Annotated in this window: 11 protein-coding genes; 3 read left to right on the forward strand and 8 right to left on the reverse strand. The window is 72.5% G+C overall.

Annotated features, from left to right (window positions below):
* The 3 genes from ACFVWU_RS30395 to ACFVWU_RS30405 all read right to left on the reverse strand — a co-directional run.
* Positions 1–635: NADH-quinone oxidoreductase subunit C (locus ACFVWU_RS30395; protein WP_387626933.1), on the reverse strand; the 635-nt coding region annotated here is incomplete at its 3' end.
* Positions 632–1276: an NADH-quinone oxidoreductase subunit B gene (locus ACFVWU_RS30400; protein ID WP_387626935.1), complete on the reverse strand. Its 645-nt coding sequence runs from the start codon at positions 1274–1276 to the stop codon at positions 632–634. The genes ACFVWU_RS30400 and ACFVWU_RS30395, both read right to left, overlap by 4 nt.
* On the reverse strand, positions 1267–1683 hold the full coding sequence (locus ACFVWU_RS30405) for an NADH-quinone oxidoreductase subunit A (protein WP_387626936.1): 417 nt from the start codon (positions 1681–1683) through the stop codon (positions 1267–1269). The genes ACFVWU_RS30400 and ACFVWU_RS30405 overlap by 10 nt, the downstream gene beginning before the upstream one ends.
* Positions 1684–2004: 321 nt before the next feature.
* Between ACFVWU_RS30405 and ACFVWU_RS30410 the strand changes: the two genes are divergently transcribed.
* The gene (locus ACFVWU_RS30410) at positions 2005–3228 is read left to right on the forward strand and encodes a sensor histidine kinase (protein ID WP_387626938.1); all 1224 of its coding nucleotides are present in this window, start codon (positions 2005–2007) and stop codon (positions 3226–3228) included.
* A gap of 138 nt (positions 3229–3366) precedes the next feature.
* Here ACFVWU_RS30410 and ACFVWU_RS30415 read toward each other — a convergent pair whose 3' ends face one another.
* Positions 3367–4464 (reverse strand): S1C family serine protease, encoded by a 1098-nt coding sequence (locus ACFVWU_RS30415; protein ID WP_387626989.1) that lies wholly within the window; start codon positions 4462–4464, stop codon positions 3367–3369.
* Positions 4465–4687: 223 nt separating this feature from the next.
* Here ACFVWU_RS30415 and galE point away from each other — a divergent pair, with 223 nt between their 5' ends.
* The gene (gene galE / locus ACFVWU_RS30420; RefSeq protein WP_387626940.1) at positions 4688–5674 is read left to right on the forward strand and encodes a UDP-glucose 4-epimerase GalE; all 987 of its coding nucleotides are present in this window, start codon (positions 4688–4690) and stop codon (positions 5672–5674) included.
* Positions 5675–5754: 80 nt separating this feature from the next.
* Here galE and ACFVWU_RS30425 read toward each other — a convergent pair whose 3' ends face one another.
* Entirely contained in the window at positions 5755–8181 is a 2427-nt protein-coding gene (locus tag ACFVWU_RS30425) for a PQQ-binding-like beta-propeller repeat protein (protein ID WP_387626941.1), read from the reverse strand.
* A 414-nt stretch (positions 8182–8595) separates the two neighbouring features.
* Here ACFVWU_RS30425 and ACFVWU_RS30430 point away from each other — a divergent pair, with 414 nt between their 5' ends.
* Complete coding sequence (locus tag ACFVWU_RS30430; RefSeq protein ID WP_387626943.1) at positions 8596–9243, forward strand: TetR family transcriptional regulator; 648 nt, start codon at positions 8596–8598, stop codon at positions 9241–9243.
* A gap of 343 nt (positions 9244–9586) precedes the next feature.
* On the opposite strand, the gene ACFVWU_RS30435 is transcribed toward ACFVWU_RS30430, so the two are convergent.
* The 3 genes from ACFVWU_RS30435 to mqnE form a co-directional block, all read right to left on the reverse strand.
* A complete protein-coding gene (locus ACFVWU_RS30435; protein WP_380608368.1) occupies positions 9587–10531 on the reverse strand; it encodes a beta-ketoacyl-ACP synthase III in 945 nt (314 codons plus the stop codon).
* A 122-nt stretch (positions 10532–10653) separates the two neighbouring features.
* Positions 10654–11868 carry a L,D-transpeptidase family protein gene (locus ACFVWU_RS30440; protein ID WP_387626945.1) on the reverse strand — a complete coding sequence of 405 codons (1215 nt, stop codon included), beginning with the start codon at positions 11866–11868 and terminating at the stop codon, positions 10654–10656.
* 114 nt (positions 11869–11982) lie between these two features.
* Positions 11983–13146, reverse strand: a complete 1164-nt coding sequence (mqnE, locus tag ACFVWU_RS30445; RefSeq protein ID WP_387626946.1) for an aminofutalosine synthase MqnE — start codon at positions 13144–13146, stop codon at positions 11983–11985.
* Between the last annotated feature and the right edge of the window lies 1 nt (position 13147).

Below are 13147 nucleotides of genomic sequence, written 5' to 3' on the forward strand. Positions count from 1 at the left end.
GCCCGGGGCGTCCGCCCCGGCGCGCCCGCCGCCCGCGCACCACGCGCGGGCCGCTCGGCCACCGGCGGCAGGGTGCCCTTGAGCGGCCCCCACTCGTTCGGGTCCGGCACACCGACCGGCTGCATCTTGCGACGGGCCGGCCCGTCGCCGTGGTCCGACTCGCCCGGCTCCTTGGCGCCCGGCCAGGCCTTGGCGACCCGCGCCGCGAGCACGAACTCCTTGCGCAGCGGGTGCCCCTCGAAGCCCTCCGGCAGCAGCAGGGTGGCCAGGTAGGGGTGCCCGGGGAAGTCGATGCCGAACATCTCGTGGGTCTCGCGCTCGTGCCAGGCGGCACCCGCGTACACCGCGACGGCGCTCGGCAGCGCGGCCTCGCCGCGCGGCACCCGGGTGCGCAGCGCGAGGTGACGCACGCCCGGCGCCTCGACGGCGGCCAGGTGCGCGACCACGGAGAAGCCCTCGGCGAGCTCGTCGACCGCACTCAGCCAGTCGAAGAACGCCAGGCCCAGCACGTCCCGGGCGTTGGTGAGCGCCTCGATCCAGCGCTCGGCCGGGACGTCGACGGTGATCAGTCCGTACGCCTCGGCGCCGGTCGCCCACTCCCCGACCGACGCCGCACACTGCTCAGGCGTGGTCACGAGACCCCTCCCTCGGACGAACCGGCGGAAGGCCCCGCCACCAGCGGACGGCGCAGCGCCGCCACGGGCGCGGTGTAGCGGCCGGGCAGGGACTCGGCGGCGATCTTCTCCTGCAGCTTGAGGATGCCCTGGAGCAGCGCCTCGGGCCGGGGCGGGCAGCCGGGCACGTAGACGTCGACCGGGATGATCTGGTCCACGCCCTTCGTCACCGAGTAGGAGTCCCAGTACGGGCCTCCGGAGTTGGAGCAGGCGCCGAAGGAGATGACGTACTTCGGCTCGGGCATCTGCTCGTAGAGGCGCTTGACGGCGGGCGCCATCTTGTCGGTGACCGTGCCGGAGACGATCATCAGGTCCGCCTGACGGGGCCCGGGCGCGAAGGGGATGACACCCATCCGGATGAAGTCGTGCTTGGCCATGGACGCGGCGATGAACTCGATCGCGCAGCAGGCCAGGCCGAAGTTGAAGCACCAGAGGCTGTAGCGACGGCCCCAGTTGAGCACGACCTTGACCGGGTCGGGCGCGAGCCGCGCGAGCGGGCCGATGCCGCGGCGCTCGACGGCGCCGGGGCGGGACGGGTCCGGCAGGCCGAGCGGGACGGGACCGCCCTGCGCGCCGTGCGAGTGGGTGTGCGTCACGTCCATTCCAGAACGCCCTTCTTCCAGGCGTAGAGCAGCCCGACCGCGAGGAAGCCGATGAAGAGGAACATCTCGATCAGCGTTCCGGCCCCGTACCCGGCGCTGGCGAAGACCGTCGCCCACGGGAACAGGTAGATCGCGTCGACCGCGAAAATCACGTACAGGAACGCGTACACGTAGTAGCGGATCTGGGTGTGCGCCCAGTCCTCGCCCACCGGGTCCACGCCGCACTCGTAGGTGAGGAGCTTCTCGGGCGAGTGGACCACCGGCCGCAGCAGGCGGTTGGCGGTGAACGCCACAGCGAGGAAGAGCACCCCGACGACGGCCAGCAGGCCCATCGCGGCGTACGCGTCGAAGTAGCCGCTGCCGACCGCCGGGTCGGCCACGGCGGCAGCCGCCTGCTGCCCCTTCATGCTTCGCCTCCACCTCGGCCGTGAATCCGTCCCTCAAGACAGTTCTACGACGTTTCCTCGCACTCTCTTAACGATGGCCAATGCGTGAGTCTAAGGGGACGGCTCCGCTCCACCCGAACCCTGCCCGATCGGCAAGACGGCTCGTGGACAGCCGGGCACGTGCCCGGGTGCCGGGAAGGGGGCCGGGGCGGGGGTGCGGGGCAGGGGGTGGGGATAACCCCCGGCCGGGAAGACGCATCACCCCCATGGCACCTCCCGTCCCCGGTTCGGGAAGCTTGGTCCACCAGTCCACCAGCTCGACCGACAGGAACGGATGATCCGATGAAGCCGCTGCACCGCCGAGCCGTGGACGCCGTCAAGGAGCAGGACGCTCGGATGGAGCGCCCGCCGCTGTACGGCGCACGGATGTGGCGGCAGGTCGGTCAGCTGATGCTCAACCTGCCGCTCGGCATCGCCGGCTTCGTCCTGGCGGTCACCACGCTCTCGGTCGGCCTGGGCCTGTCGATCACGGTGATCGGTCTGCCGCTGCTGGCCGGCGGGCTGGCCGTCTCCCGCTCCCTGGGCGGGCTGGGCCGGCGCCGGGCGCGCTCGGCGTACGGCTCCGCGATCGACGACCCGGAGCCGGTCCGGCCGCGCCGCCCGGGGCTGGTCGGCTACACCATCGCCCACCTCACCGACCTGCTGAACTGGCGGTCGGCGCTCTACAACGTGCTGATGCTGCCCTGGGGCATCCTCAGCTTCACGCTGTCCCTGGTCTCGGTCGTGGTGCTGTGGCCGGTGCTGCCCTGGGTGGTGCGCGCGCTGGCGGCGATCGACCGGATCCTGATCGAGTCGCTGCTCTTCCCGGGCGCCCTGGCCGAGCGGGTGCGCGAGCTGGAGGACGACCGCGGCACAGTGGTCGACACCGCCGCCGCCGACCTGCGCCGGATCGAGCGCGACCTGCACGACGGCGCCCAGGCCCGGCTGGTCGCGCTGGCGATGGACCTCGGCATGGCCAAGGAGCGGCTGCGCGAGGTGGAGTCCGAGGAGGACATGGCGGCCGCCACCCGGATGGTCGACAGCGCGCACGGCGAGGTGAAGCTGGCCCTGCAGGAGCTGCGCGACCTGGCCCGCGGCATCCACCCGGCGGTGCTCACCGACCGCGGCCTGGACGCAGCACTGTCCGCGGTCGCGGCCCGTTGCACCGTCCCGGGCGGGGTGAAGGTGAACGTGGACCTGGCCGGGTCGGACGGCGAGCCCGTGCGCCCGGACTCGGCGGTCGAGGGCATCGCCTACTTCACCGTCAGCGAGCTGCTGACCAATGTCTCCAAGCACGCGGGCGCCCGCACCGCCTCGGTCGAGGTCTGGCGCTCGGACGACCAGCTGATGCTGCTGGTCCAGGACGACGGCAAGGGCGGGGCGGCCCCGTACCCGGGCAGCGGCCTGGCCGGGCTGGCCGAGCGGATCCGGGCGGTGGACGGGGTGTTCCTGGTGGACAGCCCGGCGGGCGGCCCGACCACGGTCACCGTCGAGCTGCCCTGGCACACCCGCACCGCCCGCCGCTGAGCGCCCGGAGGCGGCGAAAGGCGCCGGGACCCGGTCGAGGCAATGGACGGGGTCCCGGCACCGGTCCGGTGCGCCGCCCGGCCCGCGGAACCCTTGCGCGGTGTGCGGGCCGACGGCGCACCGGAGCTCGGGTCGCGCCTACGAACCGGTCGACAGCGTGCCCAGCGTGACGTCGGCGGTCTGGCTCTTGCCGTCCCGGGTGAAGGTGACGGTGACCTTGCTGCCCGGGGTGAGCGAGGCGAGCGCGGTGGTGAGCGCGTTCAGCGAGTCGACCGGGGCGTCGTCGATCTTGGTGATGACGTCGCCGGGCTGCAGCCCCGCCGCGGCGGCCGCGCCACCCGCGCTGACCGCGACGATGACCGCGCCGGCCGGCTGGAACTGCTGGTTGAAGCTGGTCCGGGCGGTGATGCCGAGGGCGGCCCGGCCGGAGTTGGTGACCTTGCCCTGCTTGATCAGCTGGTCGGTGATGCTGGTGATGGTGGACGCCGGGATGGCGAAGCCGATGCCGGGGGCGGACACGCCGTTGGTCTCCGGCTCGACCGCGGCGAGGGTGTTGATGCCGATCACCTGGCTGTCCAGGTTGACCAGCGCGCCGCCGCTGTTGCCCGGGTTGATCGCGGCCGAGGTCTGCACCATGTTGCCGATGGTGGCACCCGGCGAGCCGGTGCCCCGGGGTTCGGTGACGGTCCGCCCGGTGGCCGAGACGATGCCCTGGGTGACGCTGCTGGAGAGCCCGAGCGGGCTGCCCATGGCGAGGGTGATCTGGCCGAGCTCGACCTTGCTCGAATCGCCGAAGACGGCCGGTTTGAGGCCGCTCGGCGGCCTGCTGATCTTGATCACCGCGAGGTCGGAGTCGGGGTAGCTGGCGACCAGGGTGGCGTCCAGCGCCTTGGTGGTGTTGGCGAGGGTGACGGTGAAGGTGGTCGCGGAGCCGACCACGTGGGCGTTGGTGACGATGTCGCCCTTGTCGTCGTAGACGATCCCGGAGCCGAGGCTCTCCCCGGTGGTGATCTGGACCACCGAGGGCAGTACGTCGGCGATCACCTTCTGGTAGGCGTCCTGGAGCTGGTTGCCGCCGCCCGGCTGGTTGGTGGGGGTGGAGGCGGCCTGCTTGGTGGCGCCGGACGGGGAGGCGGTCGACGTCAGGGAGGAGGCGGAGGACGAAGAGGAGGACGAGCTGCTGCAGCCGGCCAGCGCCAGCGCCGTCAGCGCCGCGACCGCGCCCGGGGCGAACAGGCGACGGTGGGCCGCCTTGGGCCCGGTCGGCCCGGGGCCGGCCGGCAGCGGACGGTCGTGTTCCTTCTTGCGGCTCACCTGGCTGCCTCCGATTCGTCACCACGCCGAAGGGCGCGGGTGTGAGAGCACGGAAATCCTTGTCAGCATTTCACCGATTTGTCCGAATTGCTGGCTGGACTCGCCCGCCCGGGGTGCCCCGCATGCGAACGCCTAGGATTGCCGCATGACTTGGTTGATCACCGGCGGTGCCGGATACATCGGCGGGCACGTCGTCCGTCAGCTGCTCGACGCCGGCGAGCGCGTCGCCGTCCTGGACGACCTCAGCACCGGCGACGCCTCCCGGGTGCCGGCCGGCGTCCCGCTGATCCAGGGCTCCACCCTGGACCGCGCCGCCCTGGACGCCGCGATCCGCGAGCACGGCGTCGAGGGCATCCTGCACTTCGCCGCCAAGAAGCAGGTCGGCGAGTCGGTCGAGCAGCCGTTCCTCTACTACCGCGAGAACATGATCGGCCTGCAGACGGTCCTGGAGGCCGCGGCCGAGGGCGGCGTCAAGCGCTTCCTGTTCTCCTCCTCCGCCGCCGTCTACGGCATGCCGGACGTCGACCTGGTCACCGAGTCCACCCCGTGCGCCCCGATGAGCCCGTACGGCGAGACCAAGCTGGCCGGCGAGTGGCTGGTCGCCGCCGCGGGCAAGGCCCACGGGATGTCCACCGTGGCCCTGCGCTACTTCAACGTGGCCGGCGCCGCCTCGCCCGAGCTCTCCGACGCGGGTGTGTTCAACCTGATCCCGATGGTCTTCGAGCGGCTCACCGCCGGCAAGGCGCCGCTGGTCTTCGGTGACGACTACCAGACCCCGGACGGCACCTGCGTCCGCGACTTCATCCACGTCTCCGACATCGCCTCGGCCCACGTGGCGGCCGCCAAGCGGCTGGCCGCCGACCCGGCCGGCGCGACCTCGCTGGTGCTCAACATCGGCCGCGGCGAGGGCGTCAGCGTCAAGGAGATGATCGAGGCGATCGGCAAGGTCACCGGGTACGACACCACCCCCGAGATGGCCCCGCGCCGCCCCGGCGACCCGGCCCGGGTGGTGGCCTCCGCCGACCTGATCCAGCGCGAGCTGGGCTGGAGCGCGAGCCACGACGTGACGGAGATGGTCTCCTCCGCGTGGGAGGGCTGGTGCAGCCGCCACCCCGAGGCCCGCAAGGCCTGAGGTCTGAGGCCTGATCGCCCGGGCCCGAGCGCCCGGGCCCTGGCCCTCGGCCACCACCGGACCGGCGGTGTCCGCCCCGCTCAGCGGGCGGGCACCGCCGTGCCGTAGTAGGCGTCCAGCGCGTACACGCAGCGGTCCTTGGAGCCGACGAAGACCCGCCCGCCGACCGCCACCGGGGAGCCGGTGAGCTCGCCCTTGGTGCCGAGCTCCCAGCGCAGCTGACCGGTCGCCAGGTCCAGCGTGTGCAGCGAGTGGTCCCGGCTGCCCAGGTGCACCAGGCCGTCGGCCACCGCCGGGGAGCCGACGATCTCGCCGCGCGCGGTGTAGCGCCAGCGCTCCCGGCCGGTCGCCGCCTCGAAGGCGTACAGCACCTCGCCGCTGCCCACCAGCACCATGCCGTCCCCGACCACCACCGGCTCCGCGCCCTGGCGGCTGCCGGTGACCCCGCGCCAGCGGTCCAGGCCGGTGGCCGCGTCCAGCGCGTAGACCGTGCCCAGGTAGTCGGCCACGTAGACCGCGTCGGCGTCCAGGGCGGGCGGGGTGAACAGCACCACCGGCGCCTCGAAGCGCCAGCGCTCGACCCCGCTGGCCGCGTCCAGCGCGTACACCCGGGTGCCGGCCGTCACGTACAGCACGCCGCCGCGCTCGACCGGGTGCGAGGGCACGTCCTCGCCGACCGGGAAGGACCAGCGCAGGCCCGCGCCGCGCGGGTCCACGCAGCGCAGCCGCCCGGCGCCGTAGTAGTAGGCGGCGCCGGCCACCAGGACCGGGCCGGACTGCGGGTTCTCGTAGTCCTGCTGGGCGTCGTCCGCGCGCCACAGCTCGGCGCCGGTGGCGGCCGCGCGCAGCTGGACACCGCCGCCGCGGACACCGCAGCAGAGCACGCCGTCGGCGGCGGAGAGCGAGTAGACCCAGCCGTCCAGCGAGGTGCGCCAGCGCTCGGTGCCGTCCGCGACGTCCACGGTGTACAGGTGCGGGCCGTCCGCGGCGTGCACCCGGCCGGCGTCCACCGCGAGCGCCCAGGCGACGTCCCGGGTCTTGTAGCGGCGCTCGCCGGAGGCGATGTCCAGCGCGTGCACCTCGAAGCTGGAGACGAAGAGCGTGCCGTCGGCGACCACCGGGGTGCCCCAGACGTCGTTGGACATCCGGAACCGCCAGGGGCGCCAGCGGGCGGCCGGGGCGGGGGTCGGGGCCGGCGCCGGGGGTGCCGGCGGGGTCGGGGTCGGCGCCGTCCGGCGGACCCAGTCGGTCTCGGCCGGGGCGGTGGTCGGTCCGGGCTGCTCGTGCTCGGCCCGCGGCCCCGGGCCTATCCGCACCGAGGCGCCGGACAGCTGCACCTCGACACTGACCCCGCCGGTGGGCGCGCGGTGCTTGTTCTTGGAGGGGATCTTCGCGGTCGGGATCTCGGCGTCCGAGCCCGGCCCGGGGTGCGGCGCGCTGTGCACCGGCCCGGCCGGCGGCGGCGCGTGCCGGGCGCCCGGATGGGTGCGCGGGTCGTCCAGGCCGGGGTGCTGCGGCGGGATCTGCGGCTGCGGGGCCGGCGGGTGCGACGGCTGCGGGTGCGACGGCTGCGGCTCGACCGGGCCGGCGTACGGGCGGGGCGGCGGCGCGCTCGGGCGGCGCCCGCGCTTGCGCTCGATCAGCTCCAGCGCGTTGGCGGGCAGCCAGTCGCCGGCCTCGCCGGAGGCGTCGTCCCGGGAGAACAGGTGCGGGGCCAGCTCGGCCTGGATCTGCGCCGGGGTCGGCCGGTGCTCGGCCGCCTGCTGCATGCAGGCCCGGACCAGGTCCATCAGCTCGGGCGGCATGCCGGACAGGTCCGGCTCCTCGCGCAGCAGCTGGAACACCGTCTCGACCGGGTTGGAGCCGCGGTACGGCGGGTGCCCGGTGGCGCAGAAGACCATCAGCGAGCCGAGCGAGAAGACGTCGCTGGCGCCCCGGACGGTCCGGCTGTCCCGGGCCTGCTCGGGCGACATGTAGGCCGGGGTGCCGACCGCGACGTTGGTCATGGTGAGCCGGGTGCTGGAGACCCCGGACGCGATGCCGAAGTCGATCACCTTGGGGCCGTCCTCGACCACCAGGACGTTGGAGGGCTTGAGGTCGCGGTGGATCAGCCCGGCCCCGTGGATGGACTGCAGCGCCTCGGCGATGCCCGCAACCAGCCAGCGGGTGGCCTCCACCGGCAGCGGGCCACACTCCTCGACCAGGTCCTCCAGCGAGGGCGCCGGGATGTACGCGGTGGCCAGCCAGGGCACCCGGGCGTCCGCGTCGGCGTCCACCACGGCCGCGGTGTAGAAGCCGCCGACCGTCTTGGCGGCCGCGATCTCCCGCGCGAAGCGGACCCGGAACAGCTCGTCCTCGGCCAGTTCCCCCCGGACGGTCTTGATGGCCACCCGGCGCCCGGCCGCGGAGCGCGCCAGGTAGACCAGCCCCATCCCACCCGCGCCGAGTCGCCCCAGCACCTCGAAGGGCCCGATCCGCCTCGGATCGTGCGCCGTCAGCTGGTCCACTCCGCTGCCACCTCCCCGTTTCCGCACCCGCCGCGTGGTGCCGGTCCCGATTCTCCAATGCCGCCCGGCGCATCTCCAACCTCCCCCGCCCGGAGGGGCCCGCCGGACAGTGGTCCGGTCAGCGATGACGGAACGGCCGGATTATGACGCCCGCTCCGGCTGCGGCTTGCGTCAGCCGACCCGGACCGTCGGTTTTCCACCCCCCAGGGGCGGTCACGCTCTGTCACCCGACCACCCCTCAGCGGACTCGCCGTCACGCTATGGGGTCGAAAGCACACGGGGGGGCTTCAACAGCCCCTTCGGAGCCCGGTGAATATCCGTCCGAAGTGGTTCATGCCGCTATACCAGCCCCCGTGCGGAGTAATAGTCGCATCACCGAATCGCGCCAAGATCGTGCCACGGTAAGCTGACGGCATGACAGGACAAGTTCGCACCGTCGACGGTCGCGTCGCCGGGCGACGCGGACAGGAGACGCGGCAGAAGCTGCTCGACTGCCTCCGCGAGATGCTCAGCACGTCGCCCTATCGGGACGTCAAGGTCATCGACGTCGCCCGTATGGCGGGTACCTCCCCCGCGACCTTCTATCAGTACTTCCCAGATGTCGAGGGCGCAGTCCTCGAAATCGCCGAGGAAATGGCCAAGGACGCCGACACCCTCAAAGAGCTGGTGGCCGGAAAGTCCTGGGCAGGGAAGTCCGGACCGACCACTTCGGAAGAACTGGTCGACGGATTCCTTGCCTTCTGGCGCAAGAACGACGCCATTCTGCGAGTGGTCACGCTCGGTGCCGCGGAAGGGGACAAGCGGTTCTTCAAGATCCGCATGACCGTCCTCAACTCGGTCGCCAAGCCGCTCGCGGAGGCCGTCAAGGAACTCCAGGCGAAGGGTCAGGCCGACAAGTCGCTCGACCCGAACGCCGTCTCCGGCGCTCTGGTCTCGCTGCTCGCATCGGCGGCCGAGCACCAGAAGGCCTTCACCTCCTGGGGCGTCAAGGTCAAGGACCTCAAGCCCAACCTCGCTCCCCTGGTGTACCTGGGCGTCACCGGGAAGAAGGCGCCCAAGTAAGACCATCCGTTCGATCCATCATCCGCTCCGCGCGCAGCCCCGGCCTCCTGTCCGGGGTACGACGGACGGCGGCCGTGTCCTCGGGGGAGGTCCGCCGACGTACCGCAGGCGCGCCAGACATGCCGGTGGGCGAGCACCCCTCACACAGGGTGCCCGCCCACCGGCATGCTGTTGTCCGCCCGCTCGGCTGTGACTCACCCGCTCGCCTCCGGGTCGCTCGGACCCGGTGCCGACGGTCGGCGCTCCGGCGCTCGTACCTCGCTGGTCGCTTCTCCCTTTCGGCACCGGCGCGCCCCTTCGGCTCGGGGCGGGGCGGTACGCGGGTAGCGGGGCGGTGTGCGAATTACGGGCAGCGGACGACCTGGCCGGCGTAGGCGAGGCCGCCGCCGAAGCCGAAGAGCAGCACCGGGTCGCCCGGGGAGAGCTCGCCGCGTTCGACCAGCTTGGAGAAGGCGAGCGGGATCGAGGCGGCCGAGGTGTTGCCGGAGTCGACCACGTCCCGGGCCACCACGGCGTCGCCGAGGCCCAGCTTCTTGGCGATCGCGTCGATGATCCGCAGGTTGGCCTGGTGCGGGACGAATCCCTTGAGCTCCGAGGGGTCGATCCCGGCCCGCTCACAGGCCTCGCGGGCGAGCGGGGCGAGCTGGGTGGTGGCCCAGCGGAACACCGACTGGCCCTGCTGGCTGATCACCGGGTCCCAGCCCGTGATCACCACGGCGTCGCCCTTCTCCGGCTCGGAGCCCCAGACCACCGGCCCGATGCCGGGCTCGGCGCCCTCCTCCTGGGCCTCGACGACCGCGGCGCCCGCGCCGTCGCCGAAGATCACGCAGGTGGAGCGGTCGGTCCAGTCGAGGGTGTCGGACATCCGCTCGGCGCCGATCACCAGCGCGCGGCGGGCCGCGCCGGCCCGGATCGCGTGGTCGGCGGTGGCCAGCGCGTAGGAGAAGCCCGAGCAGACCGTGTTGATGTCGTAGGCGGCGGGCGAGCGCACGCCCAGCCGGGCGGCCACGGCGGCGGCGGTGTTGGGGCTGCGCTCGATGGCGGTGCAGGTGGCGACCACGACCAGGTCGATGTCCTCGGGTGTCCGGCCGCTGTTGGCCAGCGCCTTCTGCGCGGCCTCGGTGGCGAGGTCGACCAGGGTCTCGCCCTCGGCGATGTGCCGGGTGCGGATGCCCACCCGGGTGCGGATCCACTCGTCATCGGTGTCGACGAGCGCCGCCAGGTCGTCGTTGCTGAGGACCTTGGGGGGCTGGTAGTGGCCGAGTGCCACAATGCGCGATCCGCTCATGCTGCCATGGAACCGGGTTACTCGCTGGTCAGCGGGGCATGACCGGCTACAGGATCCGAACCTGTGATCTGTAGGAGATCCACAAGGCCTGTTGGGGCGCCTGGCTTGGGCGTATGCCGAGGTCAGGCCGCCAGAGTGGCGGCGTCGCCCATCACGATGACCGGGTGGGCGCTCGGGTCCAGGGTGCGGATCAGCTGGGCCATCTTGTCCTCGGGGATCGACACGCAGCCGTGGGTGGGCCCGTCGTGGTCCACGTGGAGCCAGATGCCTCCGCCCTTCTTGGCGCCCATCGGGCGGCGCATGTCGAGCGGGGAGTTGCCGGGGACCCGGTTGTAGTTGATCGCGACCACGTAGTCGAAGGAGCCGGCCAGTTGGTCGCCGAAGAAGCCGGTGCCGGAGACCACGAAGCTCGGGTCCTTGTCGTACGGGAGCTTGCTGCCCGGGTCGGCGTTGCGGCCGCCCGCGTCGGTGAGCGAGAAGACGCCGATCGGGCTGCGCAGGTCGCCCTCGTTGTGGTCGGCGGTCCAGCCGTTCTTGCCGTTGTGGCCGTTCCACGTCTCGCCGGCCAGCCAGCGGCCCTCGGGGGTGCGGGTCCAGAGGACGACGGTGTTCTTGTCGGTGTTCTTGTCGGCGCCGGAGGCGACCACGACCTGGGTGGTCTCGGCGGGGACCTTCGCGGTGAAGGCGGCGCCGAGGCCGGGTATCGCGGCCAGCGAGCCGTCCGGGCGGGTCTCACTGCGACCGGCGGCCGGGGGCGCGGACTGCCGGTCGGCGGCGGCCTGGACGGCGGCGGGGGCGGGCTGGTCGGGCTTGCTGACGCCCTCGGGGCCGGGGCCGTCGGCGGCGGTGATGCCGGGCTTGGCGTCGTCCTGGCCGACGGTGTACCAGCCGGCGGCGGCCGCGACCAGCAGGGCGGTGCCGGCCATCACGGCCTTGCCGTGACGTTTCTGCTTCGCCTTGCGCCGTCGGCCCCGGGCGGCGGCCCGGCCACCCGGCACGGCGGCCGCGGCGGGGACGACCGGAGCGAGGGGCGCGAGGGGCTCGACCGGGGCGGGATCCTCGTGGACCGGCTGCTCGTACACCGGCTGGTCGTACACCGGCTGCTCGTACACCGGCTCCGCCGGGTACGGCTGGAACGGCTGCTCGTACGCCTCGAAGTACCCGTCGGCGGCCTGCGGGGCCTCCTGGTACTCGCCGTAGTAGTAGTCCTGCCGCACCTGCCGGTACGGCTCGTACGCGTCGTACGGCGCCTCGTGCGACTGCTGCGGCACCCCGTACGCCGGCTCCTGCATCGGCTCGTACGGCGGGTACTCGGTGGCGCGATGAGAACCGGACATGCCGTCGATCCTGCCAAACGCCGTACCCGTTGGTAAACCCGGGTCGCGTGCGGGAGCGGTGAAGACGCCGCCGTCCGGGCCCGAGTACGGCCCGGACGGCAGGGAGTTCGCAGGTCAGAGACGCATCGCCTGCGGGGCCTCGCGGCGCATCGGGTCCGGGCCCTCGTACTCGCGGATGACCTCGTAGCGGGTGTTGCGCTCGACCGGGCGGAAGCCGGCGTCGCGGATCAGACCGAGCAGGTCCTCGCGGCCGAGCTTGTTCGGCGTGCCGAAGTTGTCCGCGTCGTGGGTGATCTTGTACTCGACCACCGAGCCGTCCATGTCGTCCGCGCCGTGGCTGAGCGCCAGCTGCGCGGTGGTGACGCCGTGCATCACCCAGAAGACCTTGACGTGCGGGACGTTGTCGAACAGCAGCCGGGAGACGGCGAAGGTCTTCAGCGCCTCGGCGCCGGTGGCCATCTCGGTGCGGGCCATCAGCCTGTTGCGCACGACGCCGTCCTTGGAGTCGTGGAAGTCGTGCTGGTAGCGCAGCGGGATGAAGACCTGGAAGCCGCCGGTCTCGTCCTGCAGCTCGCGCAGCCGCAGCACGTGGTCCACCCGGTGGCGGGGCTCCTCGATGTGGCCGTACAGCATGGTGGACGGCGTCTTGAGGCCCTTGCTGTGCGCGAGGCGGTGGATCCGCGACCAGTCCTCCCAGTGGGTGTCGTGGTCGACGATGTGCTGGCGGACCTCCCAGTCGAAGATCTCGGCGCCGCCGCCGGTCAGCGACTCCAGGCCGGCGTCGATCAGCTCGTCCAGGATCTCGTCGGCGGACAGGCCGCTGATCTTCTCGAACCAGTGGATCTCGGTCGCGGTGAAGGCCTTCAGCGAGACGTTCGGCAGGGCCGCCTTCAGCTCCCGCAGCGAGCGCGGGTAGTAGCGCCACGGCAGGGTCGGGTGCAGGCCGTTGACGATGTGCAGCTCGGTGAGGGACTCGCTCTCCATCGCCTTGGCCAGGCGGACGGCCTCCTCGATGCGCATCGTGTACGCGTCCTTCTCGCCCGGCTTGCGCTGGAACGAGCAGTACGCGCAGGACGCGTTGCACACGTTGGTCATGTTGAGGTGGCGGTTGACGTTGAAGTGGACGACGTCGCCGTTCTTCCGCGTCCGCACGTGGTGGGCCAGCCCGCCCAGCCAGGCCAGGTCGTCGCTCTCGTAGAGCGCGATCCCGTCCTCGCGGGTCAGCCGCTCACCCGCGTAGACCTTCGCCTCCAGCTCGCGCTTGAGCCCTGCGTCCATG

Source organism: Kitasatospora sp. NPDC058190 (assembly GCF_042883685.1).
Classification (GTDB): domain Bacteria; phylum Actinomycetota; class Actinomycetes; order Streptomycetales; family Streptomycetaceae; genus Kitasatospora.

Coding starts and splice junctions, on each gene's coding strand:
- ACFVWU_RS30400 (WP_387626935.1), bottom strand. CDS start 1,276: ATGGACGTGACGCACACCCACTCGCACGGCGCGCAGGGCGGTCCCGTC.
- ACFVWU_RS30430 (WP_387626943.1), top strand. CDS start 8,596: ATGACAGGACAAGTTCGCACCGTCGACGGTCGCGTCGCCGGGCGACGC.
- ACFVWU_RS30410 (WP_387626938.1), top strand. CDS start 2,005: ATGAAGCCGCTGCACCGCCGAGCCGTGGACGCCGTCAAGGAGCAGGAC.
- ACFVWU_RS30440 (WP_387626945.1), bottom strand. CDS start 11,868: ATGTCCGGTTCTCATCGCGCCACCGAGTACCCGCCGTACGAGCCGATG.
- ACFVWU_RS30435 (WP_380608368.1), bottom strand. CDS start 10,531: ATGAGCGGATCGCGCATTGTGGCACTCGGCCACTACCAGCCCCCCAAG.
- mqnE (WP_387626946.1), bottom strand. CDS start 13,146: ATGGACGCAGGGCTCAAGCGCGAGCTGGAGGCGAAGGTCTACGCGGGT.
- galE (WP_387626940.1), top strand. CDS start 4,688: ATGACTTGGTTGATCACCGGCGGTGCCGGATACATCGGCGGGCACGTC.
- ACFVWU_RS30405 (WP_387626936.1), bottom strand. CDS start 1,683: ATGAAGGGGCAGCAGGCGGCTGCCGCCGTGGCCGACCCGGCGGTCGGC.